The following is a 16,037-nucleotide window of genomic DNA, read 5'->3' as shown; positions in this document are numbered from 1 at the left end:
AATAATGCAACCATCCCCTCTTATATGTAGCAAGCTACTTAATATTCACGTTGGGACAAGTAGCAGGATCAAATGTTTCGCCTTCTTGAGCGTTTACAACCTTAATGTCGCCATCAATAATTTGCTTCTTTAAAGTTGCAATCTCCTGCTTTGCTTCTTCCCACTTTGTCTTGCCCTCATCAGAAGTAATCGACTTTTCAATCGTTGCAAAATCAGTCAAATCAACTGCACCAGATTCAAGGTTGTAATATTGCACACGCTCTACCTCAGCAATACTGCCATTACCGAGCGCCTCGCAGAGCGCCTGGGCGGGTACATTGGTTGACTTCAACACAGACGTGAGAATATAACCAGGCTGATCCTCATCCTTATTGGCATCAACTTCTATAGCTAACTTGCCAACCTCTTTTGCCTTGGAGGTTACACCTGTGCCCACGCCGCCTGCAGCAACAAATACAATATTTGCGCCGTTGTCATAGTAGGTACCTGCTGTCGTTGAACCAGCGGCAGTATCTGTAAAACCAGCATCATACTTGGTGTAATAGTCATATTTCACACCAAGTTTCTCCGCCTCATGCTGCATGCCCTGAATAAAGCCATAGGAGAATACCGTAATACCATTAGATTCGGTGCCGCCAATGAAGCCCATTGCACGTGTCTTGTCTGGAGCGGTAAACTTGTAATCACCGCCTGCAAAGATTTTTTCTGCGTTCTCATTAACTAAAACTGCAAGAGCACCGGCAAGATAAGAATTCTCATTCATATTAAAGAGAACAGAAATCACATTTTTATGAATAAGCTTGCCTTCTTTATCAACATTAGGATTGTCGTTAAATACTACCCAGGTGGTATCTGGATACTGCTCCGCCAAGGGGCTTGCACCACCAGTGCCATTAATGAGGGCTTCAAAATCATATTGCATATTAAAGACGAGGTTGTATCCCTCTTCACCTAACGTCTCAAGAGCTGCGGGGAGTCCATTGGTGGGCTCAATAACATTGAGCTCCCAGCCATTCTCATCACAGATTGATTGAGCAGCCTCAATGGCTTGCTGGTTAAAGCCGTTGTCAGTCTTTCCTGCTGCATCACATACAATAGCTACTTTCTTGTCACCAGCTTTAGCTGCTGAACCAGATTCTGTCTTGGAATTACCTTTTGAGCCGCAGCCCGCAAGACCAAGACCAATCAATGCAACGGATCCGCCTAGGAAAGAACGCCTGCTAACATTAGTGCTTCTCATCTCTCTCTTCCTTTCGTTGCTTCTTGTACCGTTTAAAACTAGACATCTTTCTTGATGTCCTCCTGCCAAAAAATCTGTCTAATTACCAGCAGCTTGTCTGATATAAAACTTGAATTTGTCGCTGCGATAATGACAGTCAAAAGTTTCAATTGGAATCTTTCGACCACGAACTTCTCCCGTAGTTACACAGCTAAAGAAAAGCACGGGTGAAGCTTTTGAGATTTGCAGGTATCGCGCAATGTCATTATTTGCTCTAACTGCTTGTACTGTTCTAAACGCTTCAACCAATTGCACTTCATATCGCTTGCGAAGCACTTCATAAAGAGAGTTTTGTGAAAAGTCAATTTGCTCAATTTCAGGAAAAAGACGACTCGGCAGATATGTGGTCGTATGATTTACGGGCAAATCATCCGCATAGTAAATACGTTCAAGTCGAAATACAGCTTCGCCATCACCAAGATTTAGCACTGTACGCCGCTCAGCGTCTGGCTCAACAATTGAACTTGATATTACTTTCCTGGTGGGGGTCATTCCTAAGTTTTGAATATCTTGAGTACAACTCATAAGCGAAAGTAAATCTTCGCTAAATCCCGCGCCGCTAACATATGTACCTTTACCTTGAACGCGATAGAGAAGACCCTCGTTGACAAGGTCATCGATTGCGCGACGAATCGTAATGCGACTAACTCCAAAGTACTCCATTAAGTCGTGCTCACTAGGTATTGCATCGCCTGACCTATATTTATTAGCAGCTATATTTTTGGAGATACACTCTTTAACCGTGTAATACTTTGGAACGTAAGATTGAGGCCGGGTAGAGTTAACCACTACCGTGCCGTTCCTCAGTACCCGTTTGGTAGACACTTTTCCCTTATCCATTGTTTGTGTCTCCAAGTGTCAATTTCGTATCTTATAAACATCATGTTGTTAGGTTGTCATGATGAGTTGAAGTATAGATAACCTCTCTTCATATACACATCCAACTCGGTAAGTGGTCTAAAAAATGCCGCCAACAAAAAGGCGGCAATACCTGTATATTTACTTGTATCTATGTCGTATTTGCCATGTTCTCTAATACCGACTACGTTCCTTCAGTGCGCGCTGCATCTCGCGCTCGGACTGGCGCTGAGCCAAATCATGACGCTTGTCATAGAGTTTTTTGCCACGAGCAAGACCAATTTGAAGTTTTGCGCGGTTATGCTCGTCAAAATAAAGCTGCAGCGGCACAATAGCCATGCCGCGAATACGCAGCTTTTCATCAAGATAATTTATCTGACGCTTGTGCATAAGCAGGCGCCTGCGTCGATCGGGGTCAACATTCCATACCGTACCATGTGAAAAGGGGTGGATATGCACACCCACCAACCACAGCTGCCCATTGCGGACAATACAGTAGGAGTCTGAAATCTGACAAGCGCGCTCTCTCAAACTGCGCACTTCGGTGCCCGTAAGCTCAATACCTACTTCCCAGGTTTCTTCAATCTCATACTCATGTCGAGCAGAACGATTGCGCGAGATAAGTTTTATATTACGCTTGTTTGTCTTTTGAGCCATACTGCTAAACCTCATCCGCTGTATTATCCGCACGGATAAGCTGTAGCAAGGTCATCGCCGCATCTTCACCCACCAGGTCGCGAGCACGTAGAGTCAGCTGCGTTGCAAGCCCACGCTGGCCAGCATCCGCCGCATCTGTTGCACACATCAGCAAGCAAATAGCAATCTCTGCATTTGCGCCATCGGGCAATCCCTCTTCACTCAAAAGCTTGCGCGCCTCAGCATCACTTAAGGTATCGGGGTCACGATCAGTGCCCTGCGCTTGTTCCAGCGCTGCGGCAAGCGAGCCATCCTGTGCGTCCAGGCGACGCGCCACCCTTAGTGCAGCCGCCGCAGTCTGGGGCTTATCCGTCTCGGCAAACCAATTTGCAAAATTCAAAAACGCCCGGCAAAGATGCTGCACATCGGATGCGCGCTCAAATACCGAGTATGTCAGTGCCAAATACTCCTGCATATTCCCTGCTAAACGGTATAAATCTGCAAGGTTAAGCCTGTGCTCACAACCCATAGGGTTCCATCGCACCGCCTGAGTGAGCGCGCGCATTGCCGCTTCGTAGTCACCAAGATGCACCTCAGCAAGCCCCAAGTCGCCATACAAACGCTCCAATGGCTCACCCACATCACGCAACTCGCGCGGATCTTCTTCAACACGACGATATGCCAAGCGCTCAAACAGCGACGGAAAGCTAAACCATTGCAGTTCATCGGTTGTCACACAATTGGCGTCAACATAGCCTTCCGCATCTTCAGCCATGCGTACCAACAGCGTATGAGCAGCCTCAGCCTCACCTTGGACAAGCAAGCCTTCCGCTCGCAGAAGTTCTTCTTCTAATGTAGTAGGTGCATTCATCTTGTTCCTCTCATCATGTGAGGATAGTCTACCCGACTGGGCTCGCAGTGTTTCAGCGGGTATCACTTGCCAAGGCAAAATCTATCTGCCCACGAGCAGAATTGGTGTGCACAACGCGCACGGCCACGCGTTGTCCCACGCGCCACACACGGCCACTTGCCTCTCCTCGCAGTGTCATGTGCGCATCATCAAAAAGATGCCATTCTGCCCCCAGTACTCGCACGGGCAACAGGCCTTCCGCCAAGGTATCGTCAAGCGTCACAAAGAGTCCGTAGCGTTCAACGCCCATAATGACTCCTGAGAAAGCTTCGCCAATGTGGTCAGAATAGTACTCTGCCATCTTTATCTTTTGTGACATCTTTCCTGCTGCATCTGCGATACGTTCACGGTCAGAGCAGTTCCGACAAATTTGGGGCAATACCTGAGCAATTTGGTGCTGCTCCTTACTTTCCCTTTGCTTAGCAAGCAAAGCCTTGAGCGCTCGATGCACCACCAAGTCGGGATAGCGTCTAATAGGCGAAGTAAAGTGACAATATGCATCCGCACCTAATGCATAGTGACCGAGATTTTCTGGCCTATAAACTGCTCTTTTTTGAGCGCGCAAAAGTAGAGCCGACACAAGCGGAGCCGAAGGCTGATCTTTCGCAGCGTCAAGTACTGCCTGAATAGCATGTGGGCTACCCGCCACCAGCGCAGGCTCATCCTCCGCGTTGAGCACCCCTAGTTCGCGCAAGACTGGCAATGTCGCCTTGAGATCCTCACTCGTTGGCGCCTCATGTACGCGAAACGCCGCAGGAATCTGGGCTTGTACAAGCATTTGTGCCACAGCCTCATTAGCTGCAAGCATGGCTTCCTCAATAAGACTTGTTGCAGCAGTACGCCGACGCACTTTAACACCAATCGCATGTCCCTCTTTATCAAGCAAAACCTTAGATTCGCTTGTCTCAAAATCAATCGAACCTCGACATTGGCGCATCTTGCGCCTGAGCATCGCAATGTGGTTGAGTGTGTGCAGCATTTCTGACACGAGCTGCTGTAACTTTTCTGCACAAGGTAGGTCTGTTGCCGCAATTTCTCCTGTCAACAATTGATCAACTCTGTCGTAATCCAAACGTGCTGATGAATGAATAACAGCAGGCATTGCCTTGCAAGATATGGTCTCGCCTCGGGCGTTGAGCTGCATCAATACACTCATGCTGAGACGATCAGTCTCAGGCATCAGCGAACACAGGTCATTGCAGAGTTTTTCGGGCAACATGGGAATGACGCGATCAGCCAAATACGTCGAACACGTGCGACTTCGCGCTTCAAGATCAATTGAAGATCCCCAAGGGACAAAATGGCTCACATCAGCAATATGCACCTCAAGCTCAAAACCACCATCATCCAACATGCGAGCACCAACAGCATCATCAAAGTCACGAGCATCGCTAGGATCAATTGTCACCGCCAGCAAGTGGCGCAAATCGCACCGCAGCGTGTCCTTTGTCAAAAGCTTTTCAGCATCAAAGCTCAAGGCCTGAGCCTCACTAAGCACTGCTTCAGAAAAAGGTTCTGGCAAGCCATAAGAAGCAATCAATGCCTCGATATCCAAATCGAGTTCTGAACTCGTCCCGAGACGTTCATCAATCGTCACCACACCTGCCGAGCGGCGGCTAGGGTATTCCAAAATGCGTGCGCGCACTACATCGCCTGGCTTAACGCCTAGACGCTGAGCAGAACTATCTTCGGGCAATACAAAAAAATCCCGTGCCAGACGGCCATCCAAAGGAGTTATCACTCCTAATGGATCTGCCAGCTCATAAAGGCCTACAAACTCACTGTGAGCACGCGTAATAACATCGCAGACCACCGCTAGACGCTCGTGTCTGCCGCGCTGCACTAACAGTACGTGGACCTCATCTCCATCCATCGCTTCGTGAATACCGCCACGAGCAACACCAAAACTGCCCCCGGCAGTATCCACGGTAGCAACGCCTTTGCGTTGCACATGCAATGTCCCCTGAATCGTTTGATGAGGACGGTGAAGGCCACCGCCGGAGTTACGACGATGGCCTTTATGAATTCTCTTGCGGGACATATGCCCCTCTTCTGAACTATGTGATGCTCAACAACACATCACAACCGACTACTAAACCCTAAGATAGCGCCTCATAGCAATTGCAGAACCTAGCAAACCCAGCAGCACGCCCATAATCAACAGTGCTCCATAGGTGCTCAGTACTATCCTTGGGGCAATTTTGAAAGAGAGGAAGGACATGGCTGCAGACAGGCGAGGGAGCAGAGCTGCCTTGCCAAAGTGCAAAGCAACAATGGCAAAGGCGGCACCTAGACAGGCTTCCAGTGCTGCTTCAGCAACAAAAGGTCCACGAATAAAACTATTAGAAGCGCCAACCAAACGCTCGATGCCAATCTCACGACGACGTGCAGAGATAGCCAAACGAATGGTGTTGTTAATAAAGACAAAGGCGACAAAGGTAAGCAGAACAACCAGTCCAATAGTTGCTATGCGGATATAACGCGTTACGCTAAAGAGGCGCTCAACTGTCTCACGACCATACAAGACAGAAGCGGAAGGATTTTTAGCATCATCACATAGCTTGGCAAAATCAGAATCAGCCGCCAAGTGGTCAGCAACTTTTTTGACTTTCTCAGGGTCATCCAACTTGATAACAAGGGATGCAGGTACAGGGTTAATTCCATCTAAGGCGGCAACCGCTTCTTCAGCGTTGCGATTGCTCATGGTCTCACGATACTCCTTGAGCGCGGTCTCCTTGTCTTTGTAGACAACAGGAGGCTCAACGTCTTTCCAGCCTTCAATCTTTGCTTGTAAGGCTTTGACCTCATCAAGGTTTTTGTTGACGGCATCATCAGACAGGAAGGCCTGAATGGTCACGCGATCCTCAACGCTACCAACGAGACCGGTAAGAAGGGCACTGCCCAACACAAAAGCGCCGATAACAAAAAGGGATAGAAAGATGGTAATGGTGGCGCCTAAGCAGGTACCAAAATTGCGGCGGAAATGTTTAATCGCTTCACGTATGGAATAGCCGAAGTTAGACATAGTAACCGTAGCCTCCCCTCTCCTGGTCACGGACGACATGGCCTGCCTCAAGCGTGATAACGCGCTTGCGCATAGAGTCGACCATCTCGCGGTCATGCGTGGCCATTACGACAGTGGTGCCAGCACGGTTAATGCGGTCAAGTAATTTCATGATGCCTAACGAAATTGCGGGGTCAAGATTACCCGTGGGCTCATCGCAGACCAAAAGCGGCGGACGATTAACCATAGCCCGGGCAACAGCCACACGCTGCTGCTCGCCACCAGAAAGCTGGTCGGGATAATTGTCCATCTTTTCGCCAAGACCCACGAGTCGGAGTACCTCAGGCACCTGAGCCTTAATGACAGACTTGGGCTTGCCAATGCACTCAAGAGCAAAAGCAACATTTTCGTAGGTAGTCTTGTCAGGCAAAAGTTTAAAGTCCTGGAAGACGCAGCCCAGCTGACGGCGCAGGTAGGGTACCTTGCTGTTGCGCATCTTAGTAAGGTCTTGGCCTGCAACCAAAACCTGCCCCTGGGTAGCGCGAAGCTCACGAGTTAAAAGGCGGATGAAGGTGGACTTACCTGAACCCGAATGTCCAACAATAAAGACAAACTCACCAGGATAGATATCCACACTCACGTCTTCGAGGGCGGGTTTATTAGGCTGAGCAGGGTAGACCACTGTTACGCCACGCATCGAGATGGTAGGCGTACCATTCCTTGGCACCGCCGGCGAATCCATGAAGGCATCGCTATAAGCGGGTGCAGCAGGAGTGTCGACAGTCGAAATAACTGGGACTTGAGGAACTGTGACGGGCGCTGCTGCCGATGTAGCCTCAGGCATATCGTAGGCAGGAGCTTCAGGCTCTGCCACAAGAGGCGATACAGATGAGAGAGAATCGAATGCTGCCGACACCTCTTCATCAGACACCGTGCTTGCAACGGCATCAGTGTCAGCAATAACAACAGAATCCATTATGGGAGCGGCCTCAGGGGCTGGTGCGACCTCTTCGACGAGAGTCTGGTCCGCGACTTCAGCCACGACCTTCTCGTCGTTAACTGTCACATCTCGGTCCGCCATCCCCTGTCGCTCTGAGCTGCGAAAGTGTTGAGCCACGAGATCTCCTTTGTTTTGTTCGCGACATGGATAGACTGATATATAGTACCAAAAATGCATGTAATTCATGCAAGCAGTAATCTGTCCATATGGATGCGACATAGCTTTTTGGTAGTTTTGCTTTTTATACCATCGCAATGGTCCGCTTTACGCGCCTTTACCCTCCTTTATTTTCAAGAAAGTTTCCCACGCTGCTTCATGGACACAGCTCTTCCCTCGATGGTTCATGTTTCGGCCTCTTTTCTTCAGATGGTTCATCCTTCGAACTCAAGGAAAAAATGACCTGCTCTTTTACGGCATCTGACTGCGAAGAATGAACCATCTAAGAAATACGCCATCGAGGCTTGAAGCATCTATCTTGTTTTGTGATGCCAGCCCTTATGTTTTGTGGAACGATATCTTGTTTTGCAGCGCCAGCCCTTAGCGATTGGCTTGTTTATAAGCAATGCTTTGCAAAAAATGCCTTGCAGGATACCCAGACATAGCGCAACAAAAAATCTCCTCCGCACGTTATATGCGAAGGAGATTGTTGTATCACCTTTGATACAAAGCTATTTCAGAAAATCAGTAACTTGGGAAACGATATTCTGAGCACTCAGACCATATTTGACAAGCAGTTCCACAGCAGGACCAGACTCACCAAAGGTGTCGTTCATGCCAATTTTACGGACAGGCACAGGGTACTTCTCTGCTAAAGCATCGCATACCGCACTGCCCAAACCGCCAATAATTGAATGCTCTTCTACCGTAACAACCTTGCGTGTTTTGTTTGCAGACGAAACGATGAGCTCCTCATCAAGCGGCTTGATAGTGTGAATGTTAATAACCTCAGCATCAATACCTGCTTTGGCAAGTTCCTCTGCCGCCTGTAAAGCTTCGCCTACCATCAATCCCGTAGCCACAATGGTAACATCTGCACCTTTGCGCTCAACAATTCCGCGGCCCAATTCAAACTTATACGTCGCCTCATCGTGAATCACAGGAGCCGCGAGACGCCCGAAGCGCATATACATGGGACCCACAAACTCATAGGCGGCCTTAACCAAGGCACGAGCCTCAACATCATCGGCGGGGCATACAACTGTCATCCCAGGAATGGTACGCATGAGGGCAATATCCTCATTACATTGATGGGAGGCACCGTCTTCACCAACAGAAATACCTGCATGTGTAGCACCAATTTTTACATTGAGATGAGGGTATCCCACAGAGTTACGAATCTGTTCAAAAGCACGACCAGCTGCAAACATTGCAAAGGTGCTTGCAAAAGGCACGCGTCCCGTTGTCGCGATGCCTGCAGCAACACCAATGAGGTTGGCCTCAGCGATACCTACATCTATAAAACGTTCGGGATGCGCTGCCTTGAACTTCCCCGTCTGAGTGGCCGCCGCGAGGTCAGCATCAAGAACTACAAGGTCGTCATGTTCGTTGCCAAGCTCTACGAGAGCTGCGCCATAACTTGCGCGGGTGGCAATTTTTTGTACATCGCTCACAGTTCCTCACCTACCTTCGTTAGCTCAGCCATAGCCTCGGCGTACTGCTCATCATTGGGAGCCTTGCCATGCCAGCCCACTTGGTCTTCCATAAAGGAGACGCCTTTGCCTTTGACAGTCTTGCAAATAATTGCGGTAGGCATACCCTGAGTCTCACGAGCCTCGGTGAAGGCAGCTCGTAGCTGATCAAAGTCACTGCCATCAGCGACATTAATTACATGGAAGTTGAATGCACGGAACTTCTCATCAATAGGATAAGCTGGGTTGACCTCAGTGATAGGCCCGTCTATCTGCAAATTGTTGTTATCAACAATAACGCAGAGGTTATCAAGCTTGTGGTTGCCTGCAAGCATTGCAGCCTCCCACACCTGACCTTCCTCAATTTCGCCGTCACCCAACAGCGCATACACGCGATTGGTATCGCCAAACATTTGAGCGGACAGAGCCATACCTACAGCAGCAGAGATGCCTTGCCCCAGCGAACCTGTTGACATATCAACGCCTGGCGTGTCATTCATATTGGGATGGCCTTGTAGGCGAGAGTCAACATGACGCAGCGTCAACAGCCACTCCTTGGGGAAAAAGCCCTTCTCTGCCAACGTGGCATAGAGGCCTGGTGCACAGTGTCCTTTGGACAGCACCAAACGATCACGCGTTGGATCTGCAGGATTTGCAGGGTCAACATGCATTTCTTCAAAGTAGAGGTACGTGAAAATCTCGGTCGCAGACAAAGATCCGCCGGGATGACCTGACTTTGCGGCATGAACACTTGTCAGGATACCTTTTCGAATCTCGTTTGCACGTCTCTTGAGTTCGATATTGCCCATGTCAGGACACATCCCTTCGTAAGAGAAGCGCGTACAAATTCTACTGGGCATCCAGAACCTTCTGCCAATCCTTGTCAAAGCTAGCGCGACCCTGATCGGTCAAAGGATGCTTGATGGCCTTCTTCAAGGCACCAAAGGGCACTGTAGCGATGTCGGCACCAAGAAGAGCTGCCTGGGTAATGTGGTTGGGGGTACGAACAGAAGCAGTGATGATCTCAACTTGATTGTCGACGTTTTTGCCAGACCAATCGTAGTTGTTGAGCACCTGTACCACGTTGGCCAACTGCTCGATGCCATCCTCAGCAATATCATCAAAACGGCCAACAAAAGGCGAAATGTAGCGAGCACCAGCAGCAGCAGCAAGCAGAGCCTGTGTGGGTGAGAACACCAATGTCATGTTGATGCGAACGCCTTCAGCGGCGAGCACGTGAGTTGCAGGAAGAGACTCCTCACAGATGGGGAGCTTAACTACAATGTTGGGAGCCAACGCAGAAAGCTCGCGACCCTCGCGGATCATGTCTTCTGTAGTCTTTGCCTGAGACTCGGCCGAAACAGGCAGGCCCTTGCAAATCTCGCAAATTTTGACCATGTGATCATTAAAATCAGCAAGCTTGCCACCGGTCTTTGCATACAGACTCGGGTTGGTGGTAACACCAGACAGGACGCCCCAGCTTTCTGCCTCGCGAATCTCGTCTAGGTCAGCGGTATCGATGAAAAACTTCATTGCGGTCCCCTTTCACAGGAATCTTGCATAAACAAAGCTAAACAAAATGTACTACCATCGCCTGTGTTTCTGACGATGAATACAAAGCACCACAATAGTATCTTCAACGAAGGCACCTTGGCCCGCAGCTTCTGCAAGGGAAAGGCTTAATTCCCTATGCGGCCAAATCCCTGCCCAAATGCTTCATGCACTTCGGAGATGATAATAATCGCATCTGGATCAATGCGCGCCACAATATCTTTAAGACGCATGGTCTCACTTCGACCAAGAACACACAAAAGTACCGGGCGACTCGCACCACTCCATACACCACGCGCTTGCAACTCAGTGCAACCACGACCAAGATTGTACATAATTTCATTGGCAATACGATCGTGGTATTCAGAGATAACATAAGCTGCCCGCTCAGTACGTGGGCCATCGACCACCATGTCCATCAGCTGACCAGAAATATACAACGCAATCGTTGCATACAATGCATTACTGAGCGAAAAAACGGGGATTGATGCCAAAATAATGGCACCATCAACCACAATGGCAACCGTGCCAATTGGCGAACCGGTACGTTTGGCAATCATCTGCACAATAATATCTGTGCCTCCGGTATTTCCTCCCGAAAGAAAAACAATGCCAATACCGGCACCTACAAGCACGCCGCCCCAAAGTGAAGCAAGCAGCAAATCATCTGCCGCAAGGTTGGGTAAAATGGGCGCTAGTGCGTCCGTAAGAATGCCTGAGATTAAAATACCTGCAATCGAGCGAGCTACATAGCTACGGTCATGCGTGCGAAGTTCCACATAGGTAAGAAGTAACACATTCATTGCAATGGTTTGAATACCAACGGGAAAGTGAATGCCATAATCCTTGGCAATCGCATAAAAAATTGTGGCCAAACCTGTAAGACCGCCCGCAGCAAGACCATTAGGTACTTCAAAACAGTCAACGCCAATGGCATATATCAGCGATCCCACAAAGATATAAGCTGCATCCTTTAGCAGTTTTGCTATAGGCACAGGAGTCCGTGTTATTACTCTGCTCATGAGGTTTCGCCTCCCCCAACCGCCCATCTGTGGTAGCCCACAACAAAGCGATCCAAATCACCATCTTCCAATACTGCATCGACGTTGCCTGTCTCTACTCCTGTGCGTGGGTCTTTTACCAACTGGAAGGGATATAAGACATAATTGCGAATCTGATTTCCAAAAGAAATGTCACGTTTGGGACCACGTAACTCATCAAGTTCGGCTGCACGCTTAGCTTGTTCAAGCTCATAGAGACGGCTGCGAAGAATGCCCATCGCAGTTGCCTTATTTTGAATCTGACTACGTTCGTTTTGGCAGGTAACTACTGTTCCTGTAGGAAGGTGAGTAATACGTACAGCCGAGTCGGTCGTATTGACTCCCTGACCACCAGGACCTGAAGAATGATACACATCAATGCGAAGATCATTGGGATCAATTTCAAACTCAATATCCTCAGGCAAAACAGGCAGTACCTCAACACCTGCAAAGGTGGTCTGACGACGCTTCTTTGCATCAGTTGGTGAGATGCGCACCAAACGGTGTACCCCATGCTCTGCACGTAGCATCCCGTACGCATTGTGTCCGCTTACGGTAAAAGTCGCATGATCGATACCTATCACGTCGGCAGAAGGGGCATCGTTGACCGTAATTTTCCAACCTCTGCGTTCACCGTAGCGTAGGTACATATGCAACAGCATCTGACACCAGTCTTGCGCCTCAAGGCCGCCTTGACCAGGGGTAATAGAGACGATAGCGTCACCATGATCTCTCTCATCATTAAACCAACTAGCAAGCTCTAGCTCATCGAGTTGATGAGCTAGGTCGACTGCAAGTTGTTCGGCTTCGGCAAGAGTCTCTTCATCCTCCAACTCGCTACCCAATTCAAGCGCTGCTTCAGCATCATCAAATTGGCTTCGGGCCTCTTGCAAAGCAGAAACATCTGACTTGGCCTGCGTTAGACGCTCCATAATCTGACGAGCAGCGTCTGCATCATCCCAAAAACCAGGAACTGCGCTCTGCTCTTCAAGCTTGGCAATGAGCTTACGTCTTTCATCTATATGCAGATAGCCCTCAATATCATCCAGACGCTTTTTGAGTTCTTTTAGCATGCCTGCATCTATCATTTTGCCCCTCCCCCAACATCTGCAGCGACAAACAAGCCGAGCTTGACGTCAGAGTTAACGCCACGCCCGGCTTGCAACAAAGTCAACAATCTGTGTCAGCGGTTCTTGCCGTGGCAATTCTTGAATTTTTTACCAGAGCCGCAGGGACAGGGCTCATTGCGACCAACACCTGCATAGGGATCATCGCTTTTACGATAGGTAGCAGGCTTTGCATCTGCATGCGGATTTTCCGAAGAGTGACGAGCACGGTGCATTGTTGGGCTGCCATTGTCTCCATCTACCTCAGAAGGACCAGAGAAGTGTGCTCCACGCAAGGTCTCAGGTTCTTCGGCTGCAGGCTGTACGGCGGGTTGGGTGGGAGCCAAGCGAATCTGTAGGCGCAGGATAGTACGAAGGAAGTCCTCATACATCGTGTTCACCAAATCGGTAAAGGCGGCGTAGGCTTCGCTTTTATATTCCACCAAAGGATCACGCTGACCATAACCACGCAGGCCAATGCCAGTCCTCAGATAATCCATGTCCTGCAAATAGCCCATCCAGCGAGTATCAATTACGCGCAACATAACTTGCATAGAGAGCGCTTGGAGCACCTCATCTCCCAAGGTATCTGCTTTGCGCTGGTAGCAGTCGCTCACAAAAGCGCGCACTTTTTCCTCAAGCTCATCAATGTCAAACTCACCGTCAGTGACCGGCGTATCCTCACGACCTGTTAATTGTTCAATCCAAGAGCGCAGACCATCAAGGTCCCAGGTCTCAGGCTCAGCATCAGCAGGACAAAACTCTGCTACCACCCTATTGACGGTGCTCTCAGTAACCTCATTGACATGAGCAACCAAGTCCTTGCCATCTAAAATCTTGTTGCGCTCCTCGTAGATGACTTGGCGCTGCTTGTTCATAACGTCATCATAATCAAGGACGTTTTTACGCATCGCATAATTGACTTCCTCAACCTTACGCTGGGCGCCCTCAACCGCCTTGGATACCATACGGTGTTGAATGGGTGTGCTGGGAGGCAAGTCCGCTTTGGTCATCAAAGCAGAAATCTGATCCATGCGGTTACCACCAAAGAGACGCATAAGATCATCTTCAAGCGAAAGGTAAAACTGTGTCTCACCGGGATCTCCCTGACGACCAGCACGGCCACGGAGCTGGTTGTCAATACGACGACTCTCGTGACGCTCCGTACCGATAACACAAAGCCCGCCTACAGCAAGTACGTGTTCGCGCTCAATCTCGCAAATCTTCTTTGCTTCTGCAGTAGCCGCGGCAAGCTGCTCGTCGCTCACTTCTTCAGGATCAATACCCTGCTCACGCAGAGATTCCTTAGCCATCTCTTCAGAGTTGCCGCCAAGCAAAATGTCTGTACCGCGACCTGCCATGTTAGTAGCAATGGTGACAGCACCTTCGCGACCAGCCTGGGCAACAATCTGTGCCTCGCGCTCATGGAATTTAGCGTTTAGAACCTCATGACGAATACCGCGCTTACTCAACGTGCGAGACAAACGCTCGGAACTCTCGATGGAAACTGTACCCACCAGACAAGGTTGACCATAAGCATGTCGCCCCTCAACCTCATCGGCCACCGCATCAAACTTTGCATCAACGGTCTGATAAATCAAATCATCGTGATCGTTACGGATGACGGGTTTGTTGGGTGGAATAGCCTGAACGGGCAGCTTGTAAATCTCTCGAAACTCAGTATCTTCTGTGACAGCTGTACCTGTCATGCCCGAGAGCTTCTCGTACAGGCGGAAATAGTTCTGCAGGGTAATGGTTGCGATGGTTTGGTTTTCCTCGCGGACAGCTACGCCTTCCTTGGCCTCAACTGCCTGGTGCAAGCCTTCAGACCAACGACGGCCTTCCATGATACGGCCCGTGAATTCGTCAACAATCTTGACCTCACCATCCATCACGACATAGTCCTTATCGCGATGGAACATATACTGCGCCTTGAGCGCCTGCTGCAAATGATTGACCAGCTGGCCAGACATATCAGCATAAATATCATCAATACCCAGCGCACGTTCAACCTTTTTGAGGCCACGATCGGTCACCGTAATAGTGCGCTTTGCTTCATCCATGACATAATCGCCCGTAGGCTCGGGTTTTTCACCTGTCAGCGGATCAGCTGGTGTTTCTTCACCACGAATCAAGCCGCGAACAGCGCGAGCAAAATCCTTATAGGTATTGGCTGACTTGGTACCTGCGCCCGAGATAATAAGAGGCGTGCGCGCCTCATCAATGAGAATGGAGTCAACCTCGTCGACAATGGCAAAATGATGACCACGTTGGGCTCGCTGGTCAGCACGCATTACCATATTGTCACGTAGGTAGTCAAAGCCAAACTCAGAGTTGGTACCATACGTGACATCAGCGTTATACGCAGGCTTCTTGAGTGCGGGTAACATACCATTTTGCAGCAAGCCCACATTCATGCCTAGATAACGATACACGCGACCCATCCATTCGGAGTCTCGCTTTGCTAGGTAGTCGTTAACGGTAACGATGTGGACACCATTGCCTGAGAGCGCATTAAGGTAGCCTGCCAGTGTAGAGACAAGCGTCTTGCCCTCACCCGTCTTCATTTCGGCAATCATGCCTCGATGCAGGGCAATGCCACCGATGATTTGCACATCGAAGTGACGCATGCCCATCGAACGTTTAGACGCCTCACGCACAACTGCAAAGGCATCAGGGAGCAAATCATCGAGACTCTCGCCCTGCTCAATACGCTCCTTAAAGAGGGTTGTTTGGGACTTGAGTTCAGAGTCGTCCATGGCTTGGTATGTTGACTCGCGGTCATTCACGAGTGCAGCGATTTTCTCGAGCTCGCGAAGCTGCTTATTGGCTCCGCGACTGAGGAGACTGGAGAAGAAGTTTGGCATACGCGCCTTTCGTAAGCCCGAGACCCTAGGGTCATCCAATTTCTCAAACGAGCACTAAGGTATCGCGTCTTGGACGTCTATGCGAGCCACAACGCGCGTTCCCATCAAATAAGCGTTTACATCACGCAATTTCTTCGTTCTTTTGACGCTAATTTGGC

At 49.5% G+C, this 16,037-nt stretch carries 13 protein-coding genes; all 13 read right to left on the bottom strand.

Annotated elements, in window-relative coordinates; all coding sequences use genetic code 11:
• Positions 1-34: 34 nt before the first annotated feature.
• The 13 genes from BN4314_RS04900 to secA all read right to left on the bottom strand — a co-directional run bounded on the left by BN4314_RS04900 (position 35) and on the right by secA (position 15,879).
• Complete coding sequence (locus BN4314_RS04900) at positions 35-1,240, bottom strand: BMP family lipoprotein (protein ID WP_068540139.1); 1,206 nt, start codon at positions 1,238-1,240, stop codon at positions 35-37.
• Positions 1,241-1,318: 78 nt separating this feature from the next.
• On the bottom strand, positions 1,319-2,119 hold the full coding sequence (locus BN4314_RS08330; protein ID WP_082911171.1) for a GntR family transcriptional regulator: 801 nt from the start codon (positions 2,117-2,119) through the stop codon (positions 1,319-1,321).
• Positions 2,120-2,311: 192 nt separating this feature from the next.
• Entirely contained in the window at positions 2,312-2,794 is a 483-nt protein-coding gene (smpB, locus tag BN4314_RS04890) for an SsrA-binding protein SmpB (protein ID WP_068540135.1), read from the bottom strand.
• A 4-nt stretch (positions 2,795-2,798) separates the two neighbouring features.
• A complete protein-coding gene (locus BN4314_RS04885; RefSeq protein ID WP_068540133.1) occupies positions 2,799-3,644 on the bottom strand; it encodes a hypothetical protein in 846 nt (281 codons plus the stop codon).
• 52 nt (positions 3,645-3,696) lie between these two features.
• Positions 3,697-5,724, bottom strand: coding sequence for a ribonuclease R (gene rnr / locus BN4314_RS04880; protein WP_082911170.1), 2,028 nt, complete (start codon positions 5,722-5,724; stop codon positions 3,697-3,699).
• Between the two features lie 51 nt (positions 5,725-5,775).
• On the bottom strand, positions 5,776-6,708 hold the full coding sequence (locus tag BN4314_RS04875) for a permease-like cell division protein FtsX (protein WP_232309716.1): 933 nt from the start codon (positions 6,706-6,708) through the stop codon (positions 5,776-5,778).
• Entirely contained in the window at positions 6,701-7,804 is a 1,104-nt protein-coding gene (gene ftsE, locus BN4314_RS04870) for a cell division ATP-binding protein FtsE (RefSeq protein ID WP_068540130.1), read from the bottom strand. Before ftsE ends, BN4314_RS04875 begins: the two co-directional genes overlap by 8 nt.
• 551 nt (positions 7,805-8,355) lie before the next feature.
• Positions 8,356-9,297, bottom strand: a complete 942-nt coding sequence (locus BN4314_RS04865) for a transketolase family protein (RefSeq protein WP_068540128.1) — start codon at positions 9,295-9,297, stop codon at positions 8,356-8,358.
• On the bottom strand, positions 9,294-10,124 hold the full coding sequence (locus BN4314_RS04860; protein WP_068540126.1) for a transketolase: 831 nt from the start codon (positions 10,122-10,124) through the stop codon (positions 9,294-9,296). Before BN4314_RS04860 ends, BN4314_RS04865 begins: the two co-directional genes overlap by 4 nt.
• A gap of 40 nt (positions 10,125-10,164) precedes the next feature.
• Positions 10,165-10,848, bottom strand: coding sequence for a transaldolase family protein (locus BN4314_RS04855; RefSeq protein ID WP_021735806.1), 684 nt, complete (start codon positions 10,846-10,848; stop codon positions 10,165-10,167).
• A gap of 146 nt (positions 10,849-10,994) precedes the next feature.
• Positions 10,995-11,888, bottom strand: coding sequence for a YitT family protein (locus BN4314_RS04850; protein WP_021735684.1), 894 nt, complete (start codon positions 11,886-11,888; stop codon positions 10,995-10,997).
• On the bottom strand, positions 11,885-12,994 hold the full coding sequence (prfB, locus tag BN4314_RS04845; RefSeq protein WP_068540124.1) for a peptide chain release factor 2: 1,110 nt from the start codon (positions 12,992-12,994) through the stop codon (positions 11,885-11,887). The genes BN4314_RS04850 and prfB overlap by 4 nt, the downstream gene beginning before the upstream one ends.
• A gap of 95 nt (positions 12,995-13,089) precedes the next feature.
• A complete protein-coding gene (gene secA / locus BN4314_RS04840) occupies positions 13,090-15,879 on the bottom strand; it encodes a preprotein translocase subunit SecA (RefSeq protein ID WP_068540122.1) in 2,790 nt (929 codons plus the stop codon).
• Positions 15,880-16,037 lie beyond the last annotated feature (158 nt).

Origin of the sequence: Olegusella massiliensis, from assembly GCF_900078545.1 — a bacterium.
Lineage (GTDB): Bacteria > Actinomycetota > Coriobacteriia > Coriobacteriales > Atopobiaceae > Olegusella > Olegusella massiliensis.
Note: the sequence above shows the minus strand (reverse complement) of the source record. Positions and strands in the feature narration are given on the sequence as shown.

Coding starts and splice junctions, on each gene's coding strand:
- BN4314_RS04900 (WP_068540139.1), bottom strand. CDS start 1,240: ATGAGAAGCACTAATGTTAGCAGGCGTTCTTTCCTAGGCGGATCCGTT.
- BN4314_RS08330 (WP_082911171.1), bottom strand. CDS start 2,119: ATGGATAAGGGAAAAGTGTCTACCAAACGGGTACTGAGGAACGGCACG.
- smpB (WP_068540135.1), bottom strand. CDS start 2,794: ATGGCTCAAAAGACAAACAAGCGTAATATAAAACTTATCTCGCGCAAT.
- BN4314_RS04885 (WP_068540133.1), bottom strand. CDS start 3,644: ATGAATGCACCTACTACATTAGAAGAAGAACTTCTGCGAGCGGAAGGC.
- rnr (WP_082911170.1), bottom strand. CDS start 5,724: ATGTCCCGCAAGAGAATTCATAAAGGCCATCGTCGTAACTCCGGCGGT.
- BN4314_RS04875 (WP_232309716.1), bottom strand. CDS start 6,708: ATGTCTAACTTCGGCTATTCCATACGTGAAGCGATTAAACATTTCCGC.
- BN4314_RS04860 (WP_068540126.1), bottom strand. CDS start 10,124: ATGGGCAATATCGAACTCAAGAGACGTGCAAACGAGATTCGAAAAGGT.
- BN4314_RS04855 (WP_021735806.1), bottom strand. CDS start 10,848: ATGAAGTTTTTCATCGATACCGCTGACCTAGACGAGATTCGCGAGGCA.
- BN4314_RS04850 (WP_021735684.1), bottom strand. CDS start 11,888: ATGAGCAGAGTAATAACACGGACTCCTGTGCCTATAGCAAAACTGCTA.
- prfB (WP_068540124.1), bottom strand. CDS start 12,994: ATGATAGATGCAGGCATGCTAAAAGAACTCAAAAAGCGTCTGGATGAT.
- secA (WP_068540122.1), bottom strand. CDS start 15,879: ATGCCAAACTTCTTCTCCAGTCTCCTCAGTCGCGGAGCCAATAAGCAG.